This window comes from Glycomyces sp. TRM65418 (genome assembly GCF_019710475.1).
GTDB lineage: Bacteria > Actinomycetota > Actinomycetes > Mycobacteriales > Micromonosporaceae > Glycomyces.
On sequence record NZ_JAJFAX010000006.1, the window covers coordinates 104,401 to 124,628 of the forward strand.

Here is a 20,228-nt window from a genome sequence, read left to right on the forward strand (position 1 = left end):
ACGGCGGCGCGGGGCGGTGTCGCACACGGCTTCTATGCTCGGCATGACGCCTCCGCCGCTGGAAAGTTGCACATGCCCCAACACGTTGCGCCACAAGATGATCGGCCCGAACTCCCGGAAGCCGCGCTCGACCGCCTGCCGTCGGTGCTCGCCGATCCGCCATGGACTCGCAAGCGACGCAGGTCCAAAGCCCCCACGGTGATCCCGGGCCTCGAGGCCCCCGCCCCCCAGCTCGTCGGGCGGCCCGGCGAATTCGAAGCGGCCCTGGCGATCGAGCCGACCGTCACCGAATGGGACGAGGCCGAGTACTGGGACGGCGACCCCGAGTCCCCGATCCGCCTGCCCGGCTTCTTCGGCGCCGGCAAGTGCCTGTCCCAGCTCGCCCGCAAAGGCGTCGCCGTGGCCGACGCCGCCGTCCGCGAACTCGAAGACGAACCGTGGTCCGGCCGCGCCCTCCTGCCCATTCGCAGCACCCCCGCTGCGAGGCTGGCCGCGCACTGGGCCCTGCGCCGCCGCGACGGCCGCAGGCCCGGCCTCGACTGGTTCGACCGCCACGGCCTCCGCGCCGTGCCGTTCCTCGTGCCGGAGGCGTTCGGCCCCCAGGCCTACCGCCGCACCAGCGCCCGCAGTGCCCTGCGCCTCCTCTCCTGGCGGTACGGGTCCGACGCCGTCGTCGGCGCCGCGGAGCCCCACGGGCCCGAAGCGGTCGCCGCCGTCGCCGCGCTCTTCGACACCGACCCCCACCAACCCCTGCTGGAGGCCCCCCAGACGGGTGCGTGGGTCCACATCGCCGAGAACCTTCCGCCGGTGCTCACCGCCGACCGGGCCGCGATCCTCCCGCCCGCGGCGATCCGCCACCTGATCGAGGTCCTCTGCCAGTGGGCGCCGCGCGTGCCCTACCCCGGCCTCGACGCCGCCGCGGCCCACTGCGACCGCGAATCGCTCGCCCGCTTCTCCCTCGCGCTCGCCGAAGAACTGATCGGCGTCGACTGGGCCATCGGCCCGCTCGCCTACTTCGGCCTCCCCGAGGGCGCCGCGCTGCTCGAAGCCGCGATCCCCAGCTCCGGCGGCAGAGAGCCCGAGACCACGGCCTTCGAGCTGGAAGTCCTCGCCGCGTTCCCCGCCGAGATCGCGTTCCCGCCGCTCTACCGGCTCTCCCGCGGCACCATGAAACCCGCGCAGCGCGCGGAGGCCGCCGAACGGGCCCGCGCCGTCGCCGAACGCCTCGGCGCCGAACCCGAACCGCTCGCCGACCGCCTCGCCCCGACCCTCGGCCTCGACGACCCGGCGACCCTGACCATCGACTTCGGGCCCCGCGCCTTCTACGCGAAGCCGGACGACCGGCTCAAGTTCACCATCGTCGACGACGCCGGCCGGACCCGCCCGCGCCTGCCCCGGCCCGGCGTCCGCGACGACGCCGCGACCGCCGCCGCCTCGATTGCCCGCTACCGGAAACTGACCAAGGACGTCACCGCCCAGCTCGCCTTCCAGAGCGCCCGCCTCGAGGACGCCATGCTCGACGGTCGCCTGTGGACCTCACGGGAGTTCGCGCGCCTCACCGCCCACCCGGTGCTCGCCCCGATCGCCCGGGGCCTGCTGTGGCTCGGCGGCACCCCCGAAGCGGCCCAGTGCTTCCGCATCGCCGAGGACGGCACCCTCGCCGACGTCGACGACAAGCCGTTCGCGCTCGCCGAGCACGACCTCGTCCGCCTCGCCCACCCGGCCCTGCTCTCCCCGGCGGACCTGGAGGCCTGGACCCGGGTGTTCGCCGACTACGAGATCCTGCAGCCCTTCGACCAGCTCGTCCGACCGGCGCTCGGCCTCCTTCCCGAAGAGGTCGAGAGCGGGATCCTGCACGGCTTCACCGGGGCCGTGGCGAGCTTTCACGGCCTCAAGGCCGTCATGGACCTCGAGAATCTCGGCGTGAGCGGGGACTGGAACGCCCGGGTCGACTACACCCGGGCGTTCAGCAAGGCCCTGCCCGGCGGGGTCTGGCTCCTGGCCCAGGTCGACCCGGCGCCGCCCTGGCACGACCCCAGGCCCGACAGCTGGCATCGAATCGAGTCGATCTGGTTCGCCACCACCAAGAACCGCCGCCAAGGCGTCCCGACCCTCGCCGGACAGGACCTCCTCGAAGCGCTCGACCCCGTCGTCCTCTCCGAGCTCCTCGCCGGACTGAACCGCGCCGCCGGTCTCCACCTCTAACCCGTAGAAAGCCGACATGACCGAGATCACCGCACCGAAACTCCAGCGCCCGCCCGCCGAGCGGCGCTACGCCGCCGAACTCGCGAAGCTCGCCGACGAGGACGAGTCGCCCCGCCCGCCCGGGTGGGCCCTCAGCCTCCAGGCCGCCCGCACCTTCATCGTCGGCGACGACTCCCGCGGCATCGCCCGCAAGTTCGTCGGCGACCCCTCGCTCATCGACCGCGCCCTCGTGACCCTCGCGACCAGCCGCGGCCTCATGCTCGTCGGCGAGCCCGGCACCGCCAAATCGCTGCTGTCCGAACTCATCGCGGCCGCCGTCTCCGGCGACTCCACCCTCACCATCCAAGGCGGCGCCTCCACCACCGAGGACCAGATCGCCTACTCCTGGAACTACTCCCTGCTCGTCTCCGAGGGCCCCACCCAGCGCGCGCTCGTGCCCGCACCCCTCCTGCGCGGCATGGCCGAAGGCCGCGTCGTCCGCTTCGAGGAGATCACCCGCTGCCCCCTCGAAGTGCAGGACTCCCTGCTCTCGCCCCTGTCCGACCGCGTGCTCGCCATCCCCGAACTCGACGGCGACTCGATGGTCTTCGCCCGCGAAGGCTTCAACATCATCGCCACCGCCAACACCCGCGACCGCGGCGTCAACGAGATGAGCGCGGCCCTCAAGCGCCGCTTCAACTTCGAGACGGTCTTCCCCATCGCCGACTTCCAGACCGAACTCGACCTCGTCGAACACGAGGCCGCCGCCGCGCTGGAGCGGTCGGGCGTCCCGACCCCGCCGTCGCGCGACGTGCTCGAAGTGCTCGTGCGGGTCTTCCGCGACCTCCGCACCGGCGAGGCGGGCGGCGACCGCCCCCAGGCCGTCATGTCCACGGCCGAGGCCGTCTCGGTCGCCCACGCCGTCGGCATCAAGGCCTGGTACCTGCGCGGCGGGAAGGCCGAGGCCGGCGACATCGTGGACTGCATGGCCGGGGCCGCCGCCAAGGACAACGCCGAGGACCTCGCGCGCCTGCGCCGCTACCTCGAACAGAAGGCCCCCAAACGCCAAGGCCCGCACTGGCACTCGCTCTACCAGGCGCGGAACCTGCTGCCGGGATGACGAGTCGACTGCATCTGCAGGGCGTGCGGCACCACTCGCCCGCCTGCGCCCGCCTCGTCGCCGAACGGATCGAGCGGCTGCGGCCCTCGGCCGTGCTCATCGAGGGCCCGGCCGACTTCAACGACCGCCTCGACGAGCTCGCCCTCGCCCACGAGCTGCCCGTCGCGATCTACTCGTACGCGAGCACCGACGCCGCCGTCCGGCGCTCCTGGGCCCCGATGTGCGACTACTCGCCCGAATGGGTCGCGCTCACCGAGGGCCGCAAAGCGGGCGCCGAGGTCCGCTTCATCGACCTCCCCGCCTGGCACGAGTCCTTCGAGGGCGTCGAGAACCGCTACTCGGACGCCGAGCGCCGCTACACGGACGCGGCGGACCGGCTCTGCCGCGCCTTCGCCGTCGACAACGTCGACGCCCTGTGGGACCACCTCGTCGAAGTCGCCGACCCCGACGGACTCGAAGCGCGGCTCGACCAGTACTTCGCGCTCCTCCGCGGCGAAGCCGACACGGGGGCCGCCGACACCGCGCGCGAAGCGTACATGACCCGATGGATCCGCGCGGCGCTCGAAGCCCACGACGGTCCGGTCCTCGTCGTCTGCGGCGGCTTCCACGCCCCCGCCCTGCGCCGCATGATCGACGCGGCGCCGGAGGCGACCGACGCCGGGCCGCCCGCCCTCCCCGAACCCCCCGAGGGCGCCGAGGTCGGCACCTACCTGGTGCCCTACTCGTTCAAGCGCCTCGACGCCTTCGCCGGGTACCAGTCCGGGATGCCCTCACCTGAGTACTACCAGCGCCTCTGGGAGGCCGGACCCGAGGAGGCCGCCGCCGTCCTCGTGCAGCGCATCACCGAGCGCCTCAGGGACCGCGGCCTCCACGTGTCCACGTCGGACCTCATCGGCGCGCGCAGCCTCACCGAAGGCCTCGCGCGCCTGCGCGGCCACGAGCGCCCCGGCCGCACCGACCTCCTCGACGGCCTCGCCAGCGCCCTCATCAGCGACGACCTCGAACGGCCGCTGCCGTGGGCCCGCCGTGCTTCCCTCACAGTGGGAACGCATCCCGTGGTGGTCGAGATGACCGCCGCGCTCACCGGCGAGCGCGTCGGCGCCCTGCACCCGGACACGCCGCGCCCGCCGCTCGTCGCCGACGCCGAAGCCGAGATGGAGCGGCTCGGCCTCGACGTCGAGGGCCCGCTGCAGCTCGACCTCACCAAACCCGTGGACCTGCAACGCAGTCGCGTCCTCCACTGCATGCGCCTCCTCGGCCTGCCCGGGGTGCACCGGGTCGGCGGCCCCTCCGCGGGCGCGGACGTCACCGCCGAGGAGCACTGGACCCTCCGTGCGAGCCGGGACCGCCTGCCCGCGCTCATCGAGGCCGGGGCCCTCGGCCCCACCTTGGGCGACGCCGCGCAGGTCCGTCTTGAACACCGGCTCGAGCGCAGCCTCCACGACGCCTCCGGTGCGCTCGACGCGCTGGCCGTCCTGCTCTTCGACGCGGCCCTGTGCGGGCGCGCCCGCCTCACCGGCCGCCTCGGACAGGCCGTTGAATCCGCAGTGGACGAATGCGGCGGCCTGGGGGCCGTGGGCGCGGCGCTCGCCACCGTGCTCGCGCTGTGGCGCCACGACCACCTGTTCGGCACCGCCGGCAGCGACCTGTACGCGGCGGTCGTGACCGCCTGCGCGAGCCGCATCCTGTGGCTCGCCGAGGGCCTGCACGCCGGGCCCGGCCCGGCCGACCTCGGCAGGCTCGGCGCGATGCGTGCCCTGCGCGACGCCGTCCGGCACGCCTCCCCGCTCGTCCCGCCGGTCGCCACGGTCACCGCTGCGGCGCAGCGCATCGCAGTGGACGGCCAGGCCCCGCCGGACCTGCGCGGCGCGGCCCTGGGCCTCGTGTGGGCGCTCGGCGCGCCCGCGGACGCGGCGGCCGCGGCGGAAGGCGCGGCCGGTCCGGACCGGCTCGGCGACTGGCTCGCGGGCCTGTTCGCCGTCGCCCGCGAGGAAGTCCTCGCCGAAGCCGACGACGGCGGCGTGGTGTCCGCTGTGGACGGACTCGTCGCCGAACTGAACGAGCAGGAGTTCCTCGTGGCCCTGCCCGCGCTGCGGCAGGCGTTCGCGATGTTCCCGCCGCGCGAGCGCGGCCTCATCGCCGAACGCGTGGTCGCGCTGCGGGGCGGCGGCGACGCCCGCGGCCTCACCGCGCGGCTGCGCGTCGACCCGCTCACCGTGGCGTCCTCGATGGCGCTCGAAGCCCGCGTCGAGGCCGTCCTCGCCCGCGAAGACCTCAGATTCGGAGAAGAGTCCCGATGAGCGACGACACGAACGCCGCGCAGGCGGACCTGCAGCGCTGGCGGCTCATCCTCGGCCCCGCCGCCGAAGGCTGCACCGGCGGCCTCAGCGAGGAGAACGCCGGGCGCGACGCCGCGCTCGACTGGCTCTACGGCCGCGACGACGACCTCGGCAAACGCGACGTGCGCCGCGGCGGGGTCCGGTCCGGCGAGCGCGGCGGGGGGAGCGAGCCCTCCATGCTCGCCACCGTGGACTGGCTCGAAGGCATCCACCGGCTCTTCCCGAAGGAGACGATCGAGCGGCTCGAACGCGACGCGATCGAACGCTACGAGATCCACGACGTGCTCACCGACCCCGAAGTGCTCGAGCGCGTCGAACCGAACGCGGCCCTGCTCAAAGCGGTCCTGCGCACCAAGCACCTGATGAACCCGCAGGTCCTCGCAGCCGCCCGCCGCATCATCGAGCAGGTCGTGCGCGAACTGGTCGAGAAGCTCTCCGTCCAGGTCCGCACCGTCTTCACCGGCAGCCGCTCCCGCCGGCCGAGCCGGCACCGCCGCGCCCGGGACTTCGACCTCAAACGCACGCTCCGCGCCAACCTCAAGCACTACCGGCCCGAGGACCGCCGCGTCGCCATCGAGCGCCCGCACTTCCACTCGCGCACCTCCAAGCGCCTGGAGCAGTGGCAGCTCGTGCTCCTGGTCGACCAGTCCGGGTCCATGGCCGGATCGGTGATCCACTCGGCCGTCACCGCCTCGTGCCTGTACGCCCTGCCGGGCCTCAAGACCCACCTCGTCGCCTTCGACACCTCGGTCGTCGACATGACCTCCGAGGTGGACGACCCGGTGGAACTGCTCATGAAGGTCCAGCTCGGCGGCGGCACCGACATCGCGCGCGCCGTCGAATACGGGGCCGGGCTCATCGAGAACCCCCGCCGCTCCATCGTCGCCCTCATCAGCGACTTCTACGAGGGCGGCAACGCCTCCCGGCTGATCCACACCGTCAAGCAGCTGTGCGAGCAGGGCACGCAGGTCCTCGGCCTCGCCGCCCTCGACGAGGACGCCAACCCCGACTACGACCACCAGATGGCCGCGCAGCTCGCCGCCGTCGGCGCCCACGTCGGCGCGATGACCCCGTCCCACCTGGTCGAATTCGTCGCAGAAAGGCTGGGCTCGTGACCGCTCCGCACCAGCGAGGCGACCTCCTCGCCCTCACCCCCGACGCCCTCGCGGCCCTCGCCAACCGCGGCCTCGTCAAACGCGCCGCCAAGGACCTCGACGCCGGGGTCGTCCCCGCCATCACGCTCGCCGACGGGACGCTCACCGCCGTCTTCCCCGACGGCGCCGAAGCGACGCTGCCGGCCGAAGGCGGACTCGAAGCCGCCGCCTGCACCTGCGGCGCGACGGGCAAATGCCGCCACCGCGTCGGCGCGGTCCTCGCCTACCAGCGCGAACAGGACGCGCCCCGAGGGGACGACGAGACCCCCGCCGAGATCGCCGACCCGGGCGCGATCACCGACGAGCAACTGCGCGAAGCCCTCGGCCACCACGCGCTCAAGGCCGCCGAGCAGACCCGCCGCGCCGGATACACCGCCCGCCTCGTCCGGCCCGGCGTCGACCGGCCCGCCGTCGCCGAACTGCCCGCCGCCACGGTGAGCTTCCTCGTCCCCGGCCTCGGCTACGTCCACACCGACGCCACCGGTCCCGCCCGCGACACCGCGATCGTCCTCGCCGTGTGGGCCTTCCGCGAAGCGGCGGCGGACGCCGCCACCGTGAGCGTCGGCGGCGGCGCCGAATCGGACGGCCTCGCCGAAGCGCTCGCCCTCGCCGAACGCGTCCTCCTCGACGGCGCGGTCGGCGCGGACGGCGTCCTGCGCGCCGCCCTCCAACGCGAGTCCAAGGCCCTCACCCGCCGCCGCGCCCACTGGCCCGCCGGCGCGGTCGACGACCTCGTCGACCAGCTCCAGCGCTACGAGGACCGCTCCGCCGCCTACGACCCCCAGCGCGTCGCCGCCCTGCTCGCCGAACTCCCCGCCCGCGCCCGGGCCGCCCGCCGCAGTACCGCTGAACGACACGCAGGCGGCACCCCCGCGGCCCAGGTCCTCGGCAGCGAGGAGGCCGCCGCCACGCCGCTCACCCTCGTGCGGCTCACCGCCCTCGGCGCGCGCGTGGGCACGGAGGGCGACACCCGCACGCTCGAGCTCTACCTCGCCCAGCCCGAGACCGGCATGGTCCTCGCCGTCCGGCGCGACTGGCCCGTGACCGAGAACGACGCGCTCACCGGCCCCGAACTCGCCGGCCGCCGCCTCGGCGGGTGCAGGATCGGCGCGCTGGCCTCGGGGAACACCGTCACCGAAGCCGCCTCCCGCACCGCGGCACGCGCGCTCAAGCTCGGAACCGGCCGCCTCGCCAAGACCCAGGTGCTCCCGCTCGGCACGGCCTGGGACGACCTCCCGGCCTCCCTGCGCGCCACCGATCTCGACGCCCTGGCCGCCGAACTCGCCGACCGGCCGCCCGCGTTGGTGCGGCCCCGCGTCGCGGCCGAGTCCCTGCGCGTCATCGTCGTCGAATCGGCCCGGCACCTCGGCTACGACCCGGCCTCCCAGTCCCTCGAAGCCCTGATCGAGGCCCCCGGCGGCGGCACGGCCCGCCTGCGCCTGGTGCACCGGGCCGCCGCGCCCGGCGCGCTCGAAGCCGTCGAGCGCGCCCTCACCGGCGAGCTCCTCGCCGTCGCCGGGCACGTGCGCCGGCACCGCGGCGAGCTCATCGTCGAACCGACCGCCCTGCTCACGCCCCGCGGCCCGGTCGTCCCCGACCTCGCCCCGGGGGACGACGCCGCCGACCTCGCCGCGGGCGGCGAAGCGCGCCCCGCCGACTCGGTCGCGGCCGCGATCGAAGGCGCGCTCACTGCCTGCGCGGACCTCGCCCACCAGGGTCTCCGCCGCTCCCGCGAGCCCTCGCGCGCCCGCGTCGAGTCCGCCGCGGCCGAGCTGCAACGCGTGGGACTCCAAAGGGCGGCAAGCGATTTCGTTCAGTTGTCCAAAGCGTTGGGGGAGGAGGACGACGCCGCGAAGACCGCGGCCTGGACCGCCGCCGCCGTCCGGATCCTCGTCACCGCTGAGCTACACTGACGGTTCTGGGCGATCCCAGTCTCGGCGCAGTTCGCGGACCATAAGTCCGCCGTCTTGGCGCCGCCTGCAGTCTCGGCGCCGCTTGCAAGCCATACGCGCGCACTGTCGAATTCCAGCCGCTCGAATCTCCAGCGGAGCCATCGTTTCGCGTTCGCAGAGTCGGCGATCATCATCGAAGCAATGGGGCTTTCCGTGCCATCTCAACCTGTGATCGACCTGCAAGACCCGATCTTCCTGGCCCACCGGGGCGGCAAACTGCGCACCGTCACCACCGTCCCGCTCGACAGCCGCGAGGACCTCTCCATCGCCTACACGCCCGGAGTGGCCCGCGTCTGCGAGGCCATCGCCGCCGACGAGTCGCTGGCGCGGACGCACACGTGGCGCTCGAACGTGGTCGCGGTCGTCACCGACGGCACCGCCGTCCTCGGCCTGGGCGACATCGGCGCCGCCGCGTCGCTCCCCGTCATGGAGGGCAAGGCCGCCCTGTTCCGCCAGTTCGCGGACGTCGACGCGGTCCCGATCTGCCTGGGCACCAAGGACCCCGACGCCATCGTGGCCGCCGTCGCGGCCATCGCGCCGTCCTTCGGCGGGATCAACCTGGAGGACATCTCCGCGCCCCGCTGCTTCGACATCGAGGACCGCCTCAAGGCGATGCTCGACATCCCGGTGTTCCACGACGACCAGCACGGCACCGCCGTCGTCGTCCTCGCCGCGCTCACCAACGCGCTGCGCCTCCAGGACCGCCGCGCCGAGGACCTCACGGTCGCCATCGTCGGCGCGGGCGCGGCGGGCGTCGCGATCACCAAGATCCTGAGCGAGGCCGGCGTCGGGGACGTCATCGTCTGCGACTCCACCGGCATCATCCACGAAGGCCGCGACCGCCTCAACCCGGTCAAGGAGCGGCTCGCCGCCATGACGAACCGGACCGGCCGCAGCGGCGGCGTCGCCGAGGCGCTCAAGGGCGCGGACGTCCTGGTCGGCGTCTCCGGCGGCGCGGTCCCCGAGGCCGCGCTGGAAGGCATGGCCGAGCGCGCGATCGTGTTCGCGCTGGCGAACCCGACGCCCGAGGTCGATCCGGCGATCGCCGCGAAGTACGCCGCGATCGTGGCGACCGGCCGCAGCGACTACCCGAACCAGATCAACAACGTCCTCGCGTTCCCCGGGATCTTCCGGGGCGCGCTCGACGCCGCGGCCCCGCAGATCACCGAGGCGATGAAGCTCGCCGCGGCCCGCGCCATCGCGGACATCGCCGCCGAGGACCTGGCCGCCGACCGCATCGTGCCCTCGCCGCTCGACCCGCGCGTCGCCCCGGCCGTGGCCGCCGCGGTCAAGGCCGCCGCCTAAGCCGACCGCAGGGTGGTCCGGCGCCCCGCCGGGCCGCCTACGCGGCGGCCATCAGGTCCGCGAGCGTCGCGATCACGTCGCGTCCCTCCACTTGGGACGCCCACTCGATCGGCAGCGCCGCGTGGCCGTACGCCGCGCCGTAGAGGTTCCCGAGGATCGCGCCGGTGGAGTCGGAGTCGCCGCCGTGGCTCACGGCCGCGGTGAGCCCGGCGCGCACGTCGTCGGTCCCGAGCAGGCAGTACACCGCGATCGCCAGGGCCTCCTCCGCGATCCAGCCCTCGCCGAGCGGCGTGCACGTGTTCGGCCCGGGCGGGACGTTCCCGGCCAGCGCGTACGCCCTCTGGAGGAGGTCCGCGGTCTCCGAGCGGTCGAGGCCGCCGCGCAGGTGCAGCAGGGTGTCGGAGACCGCGCGCTGCGGGCTGACACCGTTCGTCAAGTGCGCCACGATCATCGCGAACGCGCCCGCCGAGGCCCCGGCGGTCGGGTGCCCGTGGGTGAGCGCCGAGCACTGCTCGGCCAGGTCGAAGGCCTGTTCGGGCGGGAAGCGCAGCCCGAACGGCGCCGAGCGCATGACGGTGCCGCAGCCCTTCGAGTTCGGGTTCACGCCCGGCCGCGCGCCGTCCTTGAGCCCGGAGAGGCAGGCGTTGCCCGGCGCGCGGCGCGCGTACAGCCACGGCTGGGCCGCCAGGCCCTCGGAACCCATGGGCGGCATGGGCTCCCGCTGCGTCTCCAGCCACCGCAGATAGGCGAGGCGCACCTGCTCGACCTCCTCGCCCGGTGCGGCGAGCAGCAGCCCTTCGGCGGTGAACAGGGTCATCTGGGTGTCGTCGGAGATCCGGTTGCCGAGCATCCGATCGACCCCCTGCGGCCCGAACCGCCGCTGAATGGACTCCCAGCGGTCGAATTCCACCTGGTAGCCGAGGGCGTCGCCCACCGCGCCCCCGACGAGGCACCCGAGTACGCGGTCGTGTCGCGAGATCGCTGCAGTCACGCGGGAATTCTATGGCCCCCATGCACGTCGCGCCAGGCCCTGCCGCGGGCGTCCGAAGCGGACGCCCGCGGCACGGCCGGTTCAGTCTGACGCGCGTTCGACGATCTCGCGGGTCGCCTGGACGATGTCGTCGGCACGGTCGCTGATGAGGCGGGTGTGGTCGGTGTCGTGGAGCACCCGCTGCTCGCCGCGGGTCACCGAGCCGGCCAGGTTCGCGTCGAGCCGCGTCTTGCCCTCGTGGATCGCCTGCAGCGTCTCCTCGGTCATGAGCGCCTGCTGGTTGGGGTCCACGCCCAGCGGTGTGAAGGCGACGACCGGAACGTCCGGGACGCCGGGGCCGGCCTGGAGTTCCTCCGCGATCGCGACCAGCGTCCCGCGCTCGGCCATGCCGACGCGGATCCACGCCTCGCTCGCGTGGTAGCCGGCCACGGCCTCCCGCACGTCCTCGGGATAGTCCGGGTACATCGCGGCGACCATGTCGCGCATGAACGGCAGGGCCTGCCGCAGCTGCTCGGCGGTGGGCGCCATCGCCTCGCCCGCGGCCAGGCCGCCCTCGGCGGGCATGTGGTCGTCCCACTCGCGGTGGAAGGCGTCGAGCCAGACCAGCCCGGCGACCTCGCCGGGGAAGTCCTGCGCGAACCGGAACGCGTACGCTCCGCCGAGGGAATGGGCGACCAGCACGTACGGGCCGGGAACGCCCCGGGCGCGGAGCAGCTCGCGCAGCTCCGCGGCGACGGACTCGGCGGTGCGCGGCAGCGGGAGCGGATCGCTGTAACCCGACCCGCCGCGGTCGTACACCACGGCGGTGGTGAACTCGGCGACCCGCTGCTGGAGGCCGTAGTAGTTGAGCCCGATCGCGCTGGCGCCGGGGAGGAAGACGACGGCGGGACCGCCGGTGCCGGAGGTGTGGATGTAGATCCGGCGGCCGTCGATCTCCTGGAAGCCGCCGACCGGGGGAGTGTGCTGGGAGGCGAAGTCGCCGTTGGCGGAAGTGTGGTTCTCGTTCATGCGGACAACTGTCGAGGGTCGGCCTGACACGGCCCTGACACGGTGCTGACATGTTCGCCCCCTTGGATTCTCGACGGCCGTGCCGGGTTCGGCGGCGCCGCTGGGGCGGCGGGAGGGACCAGGATGAGGGGTGCCTCCACGCTTCGTCGTTCGGTGCGGCGGCGGCCGCGTACGCCGAGCACCGTCCGGATCACGCGCGGGCCGCGGTGCGCTGGGCGCTCGAACACGCGCCCGGTCTGCGCGTGCTGGACCTCGGCGCCGGCACCTGTCGGGCACCGGCCCCGACGCCCGGTTCGGCTCACCGGAGCAGAACGAGTTCCCACACGGCCGGCACCGGCCCGCGGAGTCGCTCGCCGCGACGCTCGCCACGCGCGCGGGGATGCTCGTCATGCCGGAGGAGGAGCGGGCCGCCGCCCTGGACCGGATCCGCGCCTACCTCGCGGGCCGACCGGAAACCGCCGACGGGGAGTGCACGCTCCCGATGCCGACCGGCGTGCTCCGCGTCCGGCGGCTCTCGGGGACGTCGCCGCCCGGTATCGCGTGTCGGCCGGCGATCCGAGCTGCCGCGTGCCTCCTCGGCGTCATTCCCCCGCAACGGGGTTCGCCCTGCTCAAGGGGCTCCGGCCGCCGGCCTCTTGACTGAGTGACCGTTAACATGCAGAATACATCGACATGTTTCACCGCCTAAGAGGACGGGAGCCGATGCAGCCTCCGATCAGAATCCGCACCATGGCCGCGGCGGGAGCCGCCGCCGTGGTGCTCACCTCGCTGTCCGCCGCCGAGGCCTCCGCGAACGAGGCCGACGCGAGCATCAAAGTGGACCTCGCCGCCGCCACCGACATCTCCGACGAGCTCTACGGCCTGTTCTACGAGGACATCAACCACGCCGCCGACGGCGGGCTCTACGCCGAGCTGGTCCAGAACCGCTCGTTCGAGTTCACCGCCGCCGACGAACCCTCCTACACGCCGCTCACGGCCTGGGAGGCCCTCAGCGGCTCGGTCGCGGTCGAGTCCGCCGACCCCCTCAACGGGAACAACCCCACGTACATCAGCGCGACCGCCGGGACCGCGATCGTCAACGCCGGCTACAACACCGGGATGGCCTTCACCGAAGGCGCGTCCTACGACTTCAGCGTCTGGGCGAACGCCGACGCCGCCACCGAACTGCAGGTCGCCCTCGTCGACGCCGAGGGCACCGCCCTCGCCGCACCCGCGCTCGTCCCCATCTCGGGCGCGGGGGAGTGGGCGAAGGCCGAAGTCGTCCTCACCGCCGACGCGACCAGCACCACCGGCCGCCTCATGGTCACCGCCGCGGGCCCGGTGAGCCTCGACATGGTCTCGCTCTTCCCGCAGGACACGTTCCTCGGCCGCGAGAACGGCCTCCGCAAGGACCTCGCCGAACTCATCGCCGACCTCGAGCCCTCGTTCCTGCGCTTCCCGGGCGGCTGCATCGTGAACACGGGCTCCTTCGACCCCGACAGCCGCGAGCGCGCCTACAACTGGAAGGACACCGTCGGCCCCGTCGAGGAGCGCAAGGCCAACCACAACTTCTGGGGCTACCACCAGAGCTACGGCCTCGGCTACTTCGAGTACTTCCAGTTCGCCGAGGACCTCGGCGCGGAGCCCGTGCCCGTCGTCCCGGTCGGCGTGACCGGCTGCGGCGACTCGCCCGAGATCACCGACCCGGCCGAACTCGAGCGCTGGGTCCAGGACACGCTCGACCTCATCGAGTTCGCCAACGGGCCCGTCGACTCCGAATGGGGTTCGCTGCGCGCCGAGATGGGCCACCCCGAGCCGTTCGGCCTGGAGAAGATCGGCCTCGGCAACGAGGAGTACAAGGAGCAGTTCTACGCGAACTACCCGGCCTTCCACGACGCCGTCCGCGAGGCGTACCCGGACATCGAGATCATCGCCAACTCCGGTGTGGACGACTCCGGCGCGGTCTTCGACCGCAGCTGGGAGTTCGCCCGCGAGCAGGGCGCCGACCTCGTGGACGAGCACTACTACAACGCGCCGGAGTGGTTCTTCGCCAACAACGACCGCTACGACTCCTACGACCGGACGGGCCCGCACGTGTTCGTCGGCGAGTACGCCTCGCTCTCGAACACCTGGTGGAGCGCCCTCTCCGAGGCCTCCTACCTGACGGGCATCGAACGCAACGGCGACGTGGTCGACATGGCCTCCTACGCGCCGCTGCTGTCCAACATCGACTACGTCGACTGGGCGCCGGACATGATCTGGTTCGACAACCACCGCACGGTCAAGTCCGCCAGTTACGAAGTGCAGCAGCTGTTCGGCACCCACGCGGGCGACCAGGTATTCGCCTCGCAGGTGGAGGCGGACCCGATCGTCTCGCCCGACATCGCGGGCGGCATCGGCCTCGCCACCTGGAACACCGCCGCGGCCTATGACGACGTGAAGGTGACCGCGGCCGACGGCTCGGTCCTGTTCGAGGACGACTTCGCCACCGGCAGCGACGGCTGGACGCCCGGCGGCAACGCCGCGGGCGTATGGGAGGTCGCGGATGGCGCGTACACCCAGACCGCGCTCGTCGAGGACGCCCGCAGCACGGCCGGTTCGGCCGACTGGTCGAACTACACGATGGAGCTCAAGGCCACGAAGACCGCCGGCAGCGAAGGCTTCCTGGTGATGTTCGGCGTCGAAGGGTCGGACGACTACTACTGGTGGAACCTCGGCGGCTGGAACAACACCACCAGCGCGGTCGAGAAGGCCACCAACGGTGGCAAGTCCACGCTGGTCAACCACGACACCGTGATCGAGACCGGCCGCACCTACGACCTGAAGATCGAGGTCGAGGGCCGCACCATCACCGGCTACGTGGACGGCGAGCAGGCCTTCAGCGTGGTCGACGAGCAGCGGATCGAACCGCTCTACCAGGTCGTCACCCGCGACGAGGACACCGGCGAGATCACCCTGAAAGTGGTGAACGCCCAGGACCGGGCCGTCACCACGGACGTGGAGCTCGAAGGGCAGCGCCTCAAGCACAAGGCCGAGGTCACGACGATCGCGTGCGACCCGGGCTGCGACAACCTCCTCGGCGAGGACCAGGTCGTCTACCCCGTGACCGAGACCGTGAAGGGCCTCGGCAACGAGTTCACCTACGAGTTCGAGCCGTACTCGGTCACGTTCATCACCTTGACCCCGAAGGGCAAGCGCTAGAACCGAAACGAGTGCGGCCCCGGACGGGAGTCCGGGGCCGCACTCGTTGTCGCAGCCTGGTTCAGGCCACGGGTTCGGGTTCGACGATCCTGTCGCCTTCGCGGTCGCCGTGGATCTCGTAGTGCAGCGGCTGGACGCCTTCGACCTGCGGTCGGCGCTTTCTCAGGCTGAACGGCACCGCGACCGCCGCGACCCACAGGACGCCCGCGCCCAGCATGTGCATCCCGACCAGCAGCGCCGGCAGGTCCAGGTAGTACTGCGTGTAGCCGATGACCCCCTGCAGGAGCTCGACCGCCAGCAGCGCGTAGGCCGCGCGCTTCGCCGTCTCCGGCGCCTTCACCGCGTGCAGCGCCGCGATCAACGCGACGGTCATGCCCAGCAGCAGCCACACCAGGTCCGCGTGCAGCTGCGACATCAGTTCGGGGTCCATGCCGTTGCGCGGGGTGTCCGCGTCGCCCGCGTGCGGGCCCGAGCCCGTGACCACCACGCCGAGCACGATCACCGCGCCGGCGACCGCCACGAGCCAACGGGCCAGCAGTGTCACCGCTCGCGGCACCAGCGGCACCACCGCGCCGTCCGGCTCGCCCGAGCGGAGGTACAGCGCGACGGAGATCGCCACGAGCGGGATCGAGGCCAGGAAGTGCAGGCCCACCACCCACGGGTTGAGGTTCGTCCAGACGGTGATCCCGCCGATGACCGCCTGCGCCGGGACGTACAGCAGCCCCGCCGCCGCGAGCTTCACCAGCGACATCCGCCGCGGCACCCGCAGCCACGCCGCCAGCAGCGCGCCCACGGCGACCGCGATGAGCACCCCCGTCAGGGCCCGGTTCCCGAACTCGATCGCCCCGTAGATCCCCATCTCAGGGGTCGCCACCAGGGAATCAGCGGTGCACTTGGGCCACTCGGGGCAGCCCAGGCCCGACTCGGTCAGGCGCACGGCGCCGCCGGTCACGATGATGCCGACGTTCGCGATCACACTGGCCAGCGCCCACCGGCGCACCGCGCCCGGGCGGGCGAACCACCGCTGCAACAGGTTCACGCGGCGAATCTATCCCCGGGCCCGCTCCGCGCCTCGGCCCGGGTCTCGCAGTGTGGGCTGGCACCGTACTTGCGCACGTGAGGTTAGGCAACCCTGCGTGCCCGGTCTCACCGTCGGCCGTCTCGACGTGCCGGAGCGAATTAAGTAACATTTACCTTGTGGAAATGGTGACGAGGGCGACGAGCCACTCGACGGACGGGGACACCCGCCGCCGAGTGACCCGCCTGCTGCTCGAACGCGGCCACGCCACGGCCGCCGAACTCGCGCACGACCTCGGCATCACCGCCACCGCCACCCGCCGCCATCTCGACGTGATGGAAGCCGAAGGCCAGGTCGAGACCCGTGTGGTCAAGACCGCCGGCCGCGGGAGGCCCGCCAAGAGCTACCAGCTCACGCCAGCCGCCCGCACCAACTTCGGCCACACCTACGACGACCTGGCGATGGAGGCGCTGCGCTGGATCCGCCGCTTCGAAGGCGAGGACGCCGTGGGCGGCTTCGCCGCCGAGCAGGTCGCGCGCCTGGAGTCCCGATGCCGGGCCGCCATGGACGCGGTCGACTCGGACGACCCGATGGCCCGCGCCCAGGCGCTGGCGACCGCCATGTCCGGCGAGGGCTACGTCGCCACGGCGTCGGTCATCGCCTCCGGCGGGCAGATCTGCCAGCACCACTGCCCGGTGGCGGGCGTGGCCGCGGAGTTCCCGCAGCTGTGCGAGGCGGAGACGCGGGTGATCAGCCGCCTGCTGGGCGTCCACGTCCAGCGCCTGGCGACGATCGCCAACGGGGACGGGGTGTGCACCACCCACGTGCCCGGCAAGAGCGGCCACAGGGCCGCGGGCGCCGACGGTGGAAGCGGACCGGTACCGCTGCCCGACCCCGAACGCGCAGACCGATAACCCGACAGGTCAAAGGTGAGACTTGAGATGACCGACACGCAGAAGAGCGCACCGCTCAGCCAGGACGAGGCTCTGGCCTCGCTGGGTCAGTACGAGTACGGCTGGGCCGACTCCGACGTCGCCGGCGCCAACGCGCGGCGCGGACTGACCGAGGAGGTCGTCCGCGACATCTCCGCGCGCAAGGGCGAGCCCGAATGGATGCTCGACATGCGCCTGAAGGGCCTCAAGCTCTTCGGCCGCAAGCCGATGCCGAACTGGGGCGCCGACCTGTCGGGCATCGACTTCGACAACATCAAGTACTACGTCGAGGCGTCCGAGAAGCAGGCCGAGTCCTGGGAGGACCTGCCCGAGGACATCAAGAAGACCTACGACAAGCTGGGCATCCCCGAGGCCGAGCGCCAGCAGCTCGTCTCCGGCGTCGCCGCCCAGTACGAGTCGACGGTGCTCTACCACTCCATCCGCGAGGACCTGGAGCAGCAGGGCGTCATCTTCATGGACACCGACACGGGCCTGCGCGAGCACCCGGAGATCTTCAAGGAGTACTTCGGCTCCGTGATCCCGGTGGGCGACAACAAGTTCGCTGCGCTGAACACCTCCGTGTGGTCCGGCGGCTCGTTCATCTACGTGCCCAAGGGCGTCCACGTCGACATCCCGCTCCAGGCCTACTTCCGGATCAACACCGAGAACATGGGCCAGTTCGAGCGCACGCTGATCATCGCCGACGAGGGCTCGTTCGTGCACTACATCGAGGGCTGCACCGCCCCGGTGTACTCCTCGGACTCGCTGCACTCCGCGGTCGTGGAGATCGTCGTCAAGAAGGACGCCCGCGTTCGCTACACGACCATCCAGAACTGGTCGAACAACGTCTACAACCTGGTCACCAAGCGCGCGATCGCCGAGCAGGGCGCGACCATGGAATGGGTCGACGGCAACCTCGGCTCCAAGGTCACCATGAAGTACCCGGCCGTGGTCATGGTCGGCGAGCACGCCAAGGGCGAGGTCCTGTCCGTCGCCATGGCGGGCGAGGGCCAGCACCAGGACACGGGCGCGAAGATGACCCACGCCGCGCCGCACACGTCCTCGACGATCGTCTCCAAGTCGATCTCCCGCGGCGGCGGGCGCACCTCGTACCGCGGCCTCGTGAAGGTCGACGAGGGCTCGCACCACTCGCGGTCCACGGTCAAGTGCGACGCGCTGCTGGTCGACACCATCTCGCGCTCGGACACGTACCCCTACGTCGACATCCGCGAGGACGACGTCGACATGGGCCACGAGGCCACGGTCTCCAAGATCGGCGAGGACCAGATGTTCTACCTCATGAGCCGGGGCCTCACCGAGGACGAGGCGGCGGCCATGATCGTGCGCGGCTTCATCGAGCCCATCGCCAAGGAGCTCCCGATGGAGTACGCCCTGGAACTGAACCGACTCATCGAACTCCAGATGGAAGGCGCCGTCGGTTAACCGGCCAGGCGCTAGGACAAGGAAACCAGAGATTTCATGAGCATCGAATTGGCGACCGCCAAGCCGCACACGCACGGCGTCGGCGAAGTGCCCTCCGAAACCGTGCCCCCGAAGACCAAGTCGCAGCTGCTGCGCTCGTTCGAGCCCGCCGACTTCCCGGCCCTCACCGGCCGGGAGGAGGACTGGCGCTTCACGCCCATCAAGCGCCTCGCCGGGCTCGCCGACCTCGACACCGCGCCCGCGGTCAAGGCCGCCGAGTACGCCATCCGCGACCTGCCCGAAGGCGTCACCGCCGACGCGATCGGCAAGGAGGACCAGCGCCTCGGCTCGATCCTCACGCCGTTCGACCGGCCGAGCGCCGTCGCCTGGGCCAAGAGCGAGAAGGCCCTCCTCGTCTCGGTCGCGCCCGAGGCAGCGGTGTCCGCTCCGGTCTGGATCGACGTGACCGGCGGCGGCCTCGACGGCGCCACCTGGGCCCACACGTTCATCGAGATCGGCCACCACGCCGACGTCACCATGATCGTGCGGCACACCGGCCTGGCCCGCCTCGGCGACAACGTCGAGATCTCGGTCGGCGACGGCGCGCACCTGCGCCTGGTCGTCGTCGCCGAATGGGACCGCGAGTCCACGCACGTCGAGCACCAGAAGGCCCGCCTCGGCCGCGACGCCAAGCTCGACCACGTGGCCGTCACGCTCGGCGGCGACCTGGTCCGCCAGTACCTGTCGGTCGACTACGCCGCCCAGGGCGGCTCCGTCGACGCCTACGGCCTGTACTTCGCCGACGCCGGCCAGCACCTGGAGCAGCGCCAGCTCGTGGACCACTCGGTCCCCGACTGCCGCTCCAACGTGAACTACCGCGGCGCGCTCCAGGGCGAGACCGCCCACACCGTGTGGGTCGGCGACGTCCTCATCCAGGACAAGGCCACCGGCACCGACACGTACGAGATCAACCGCAACCTCGTCCTCTCCGACGGCGCCCGCGCCGACTCGGTCCCCAACCTGGAGATCGAGACCGGCGAGATCGTCGGCGCCGGCCACGCCTCGACGACCGGCCGCTTCGACGAGGAGCACCTGTTCTACCTCCAGTCGCGGGGCATCCCCGAGCCGGAGGCCCGCCGCCTGGTCGTCAAGGGCTTCTTCAACGAGGTCCTCCAGAAGGTCCCCGACGCAGGCCTGCGCGAGGAGCTCACCGAGCTCGTCGTCGCCCGCCTGGATGCGGGAGAGTTCGTGGCCCCCGGGGACATCGAGACGGGTGCCTAGATGACCGACACCGATTTCCTGCGCGTCTGCGCGCTCGACGACCTGCCGGAGTCCCAGCCCATCGCGGCCGACATCCACGGCACGTCGATCGTGCTCGTGCGCAAAGGCGACGAGGCGTTCGCGCTCTACGACGAGTGCTCCCACGCCGCCGTGGCGCTCTCCGAAGGCGACGTCGAGGACTGCCAGATCGAATGCTGGCTCCACGGCTCGAGCTTCGACCTGCGCACCGGCAAACCGTCGGGGCCGCCCGCCACCACGCCGGTGGCGACCTACCCGGTCGAAGTCCGAGACGGCGACGTCTTTCTCAGCCTGAAGCCCAAGACCACCGAAGACTCTTAGAGG

Annotated in this window: 14 protein-coding genes and 1 pseudogene; 12 read left to right on the top strand and 3 right to left on the bottom strand. The window is 72.3% G+C overall.

All coding sequences use genetic code 11. The features are described 5' to 3' along the window. Positions 1 to 72 precede the first annotated feature (72 nt). The 6 genes from K3N28_RS14785 (at position 73) to K3N28_RS14810 (ending at position 10,054) form a co-directional block, all read left to right on the top strand. Positions 73 to 2,205 carry a DUF4132 domain-containing protein gene (locus K3N28_RS14785; protein ID WP_228093318.1) on the top strand — a complete coding sequence of 711 codons (2,133 nt, stop codon included), beginning with the start codon at positions 73 to 75 and terminating at the stop codon, positions 2,203 to 2,205. Between the two features lie 16 nt (positions 2,206 to 2,221). Next, positions 2,222 to 3,304, top strand: coding sequence for an AAA family ATPase (locus tag K3N28_RS14790; protein ID WP_228093319.1), 1,083 nt, complete (start codon positions 2,222 to 2,224; stop codon positions 3,302 to 3,304). Next, positions 3,301 to 5,604 carry a DUF5682 family protein gene (locus K3N28_RS14795; protein ID WP_228093320.1) on the top strand — a complete coding sequence of 768 codons (2,304 nt, stop codon included), beginning with the start codon at positions 3,301 to 3,303 and terminating at the stop codon, positions 5,602 to 5,604. Before K3N28_RS14790 ends, K3N28_RS14795 begins: the two co-directional genes overlap by 4 nt. Next, the gene (locus K3N28_RS14800; RefSeq protein WP_228093321.1) at positions 5,601 to 6,758 is read left to right on the top strand and encodes a VWA domain-containing protein; all 1,158 of its coding nucleotides are present in this window, start codon (positions 5,601 to 5,603) and stop codon (positions 6,756 to 6,758) included. Before K3N28_RS14795 ends, K3N28_RS14800 begins: the two co-directional genes overlap by 4 nt. Beyond that, entirely contained in the window at positions 6,755 to 8,710 is a 1,956-nt protein-coding gene (locus K3N28_RS14805; RefSeq protein ID WP_228093322.1) for a hypothetical protein, read from the top strand. Before K3N28_RS14800 ends, K3N28_RS14805 begins: the two co-directional genes overlap by 4 nt. A 180-nt stretch (positions 8,711 to 8,890) precedes the next feature. Beyond that, the gene (locus tag K3N28_RS14810) at positions 8,891 to 10,054 is read left to right on the top strand and encodes an NADP-dependent malic enzyme (protein ID WP_374209786.1); all 1,164 of its coding nucleotides are present in this window, start codon (positions 8,891 to 8,893) and stop codon (positions 10,052 to 10,054) included. A 37-nt stretch (positions 10,055 to 10,091) separates the two neighbouring features. Here the strand turns inward: K3N28_RS14810 and K3N28_RS14815 are convergent, their stop codons facing one another. Continuing rightward, positions 10,092 to 11,045: an ADP-ribosylglycohydrolase family protein gene (locus K3N28_RS14815; RefSeq protein ID WP_228093324.1), complete on the bottom strand. Its 954-nt coding sequence runs from the start codon at positions 11,043 to 11,045 to the stop codon at positions 10,092 to 10,094. A gap of 81 nt (positions 11,046 to 11,126) precedes the next feature. Next, entirely contained in the window at positions 11,127 to 12,053 is a 927-nt protein-coding gene (locus K3N28_RS14820) for an alpha/beta fold hydrolase (protein ID WP_228093325.1), read from the bottom strand. Between the two features lie 62 nt (positions 12,054 to 12,115). On the opposite strand from K3N28_RS14820, the pseudogene K3N28_RS23550 reads away from it, so the two are divergent. Together K3N28_RS23550 and K3N28_RS14825 are read left to right on the top strand one after the other, a co-directional pair. Continuing rightward, positions 12,116 to 12,567, top strand: a pseudogene (locus tag K3N28_RS23550) (hypothetical protein); the annotation flags it as partial. A gap of 188 nt (positions 12,568 to 12,755) precedes the next feature. Next, positions 12,756 to 15,233: an alpha-L-arabinofuranosidase C-terminal domain-containing protein gene (locus tag K3N28_RS14825; RefSeq protein WP_228093326.1), complete on the top strand. Its 2,478-nt coding sequence runs from the start codon at positions 12,756 to 12,758 to the stop codon at positions 15,231 to 15,233. 61 nt (positions 15,234 to 15,294) lie between these two features. Here the strand turns inward: K3N28_RS14825 and K3N28_RS14830 are convergent, their stop codons facing one another. Beyond that, positions 15,295 to 16,272, bottom strand: a complete 978-nt coding sequence (locus K3N28_RS14830; RefSeq protein ID WP_228093327.1) for a heme A synthase — start codon at positions 16,270 to 16,272, stop codon at positions 15,295 to 15,297. A gap of 164 nt (positions 16,273 to 16,436) precedes the next feature. On the opposite strand from K3N28_RS14830, the gene K3N28_RS14835 reads away from it, so the two are divergent. The 4 genes from K3N28_RS14835 to K3N28_RS14850 are packed head-to-tail and all read left to right on the top strand — an operon-like array spanning position 16,437 to position 20,225. Then, entirely contained in the window at positions 16,437 to 17,165 is a 729-nt protein-coding gene (locus K3N28_RS14835) for a metalloregulator ArsR/SmtB family transcription factor (RefSeq protein WP_228093328.1), read from the top strand. A 27-nt stretch (positions 17,166 to 17,192) separates the two neighbouring features. Beyond that, positions 17,193 to 18,626: a Fe-S cluster assembly protein SufB gene (sufB, locus tag K3N28_RS14840; protein ID WP_228093329.1), complete on the top strand. Its 1,434-nt coding sequence runs from the start codon at positions 17,193 to 17,195 to the stop codon at positions 18,624 to 18,626. Between the two features lie 36 nt (positions 18,627 to 18,662). Beyond that, complete coding sequence (gene sufD, locus K3N28_RS14845; RefSeq protein ID WP_228093330.1) at positions 18,663 to 19,886, top strand: Fe-S cluster assembly protein SufD; 1,224 nt, start codon at positions 18,663 to 18,665, stop codon at positions 19,884 to 19,886. Beyond that, positions 19,887 to 20,225 carry a non-heme iron oxygenase ferredoxin subunit gene (locus K3N28_RS14850; RefSeq protein ID WP_228093331.1) on the top strand — a complete coding sequence of 113 codons (339 nt, stop codon included), beginning with the start codon at positions 19,887 to 19,889 and terminating at the stop codon, positions 20,223 to 20,225. It begins immediately after the preceding gene. The last annotated feature ends 3 nt before the right edge of the window (positions 20,226 to 20,228 follow it).

Bases quoted from the DNA above. Each gene is read 5' to 3' on its own strand.
- K3N28_RS14810 (WP_374209786.1), top strand. From the start codon at position 8,891: ATGGGGCTTTCCGTGCCATCTCAACCTGTGATCGACCTGCAAGACCCG.
- K3N28_RS14785 (WP_228093318.1), top strand. From the start codon at position 73: ATGCCCCAACACGTTGCGCCACAAGATGATCGGCCCGAACTCCCGGAA.
- K3N28_RS14835 (WP_228093328.1), top strand. From the start codon at position 16,437: ATGGTGACGAGGGCGACGAGCCACTCGACGGACGGGGACACCCGCCGC.
- K3N28_RS14850 (WP_228093331.1), top strand. From the start codon at position 19,887: ATGACCGACACCGATTTCCTGCGCGTCTGCGCGCTCGACGACCTGCCG.
- K3N28_RS14795 (WP_228093320.1), top strand. From the start codon at position 3,301: ATGACGAGTCGACTGCATCTGCAGGGCGTGCGGCACCACTCGCCCGCC.
- sufD (WP_228093330.1), top strand. From the start codon at position 18,663: ATGAGCATCGAATTGGCGACCGCCAAGCCGCACACGCACGGCGTCGGC.
- sufB (WP_228093329.1), top strand. From the start codon at position 17,193: ATGACCGACACGCAGAAGAGCGCACCGCTCAGCCAGGACGAGGCTCTG.
- K3N28_RS14820 (WP_228093325.1), bottom strand. From the start codon at position 12,053: ATGAACGAGAACCACACTTCCGCCAACGGCGACTTCGCCTCCCAGCAC.
- K3N28_RS14800 (WP_228093321.1), top strand. From the start codon at position 5,601: ATGAGCGACGACACGAACGCCGCGCAGGCGGACCTGCAGCGCTGGCGG.
- K3N28_RS14790 (WP_228093319.1), top strand. From the start codon at position 2,222: ATGACCGAGATCACCGCACCGAAACTCCAGCGCCCGCCCGCCGAGCGG.
- K3N28_RS14825 (WP_228093326.1), top strand. From the start codon at position 12,756: ATGCAGCCTCCGATCAGAATCCGCACCATGGCCGCGGCGGGAGCCGCC.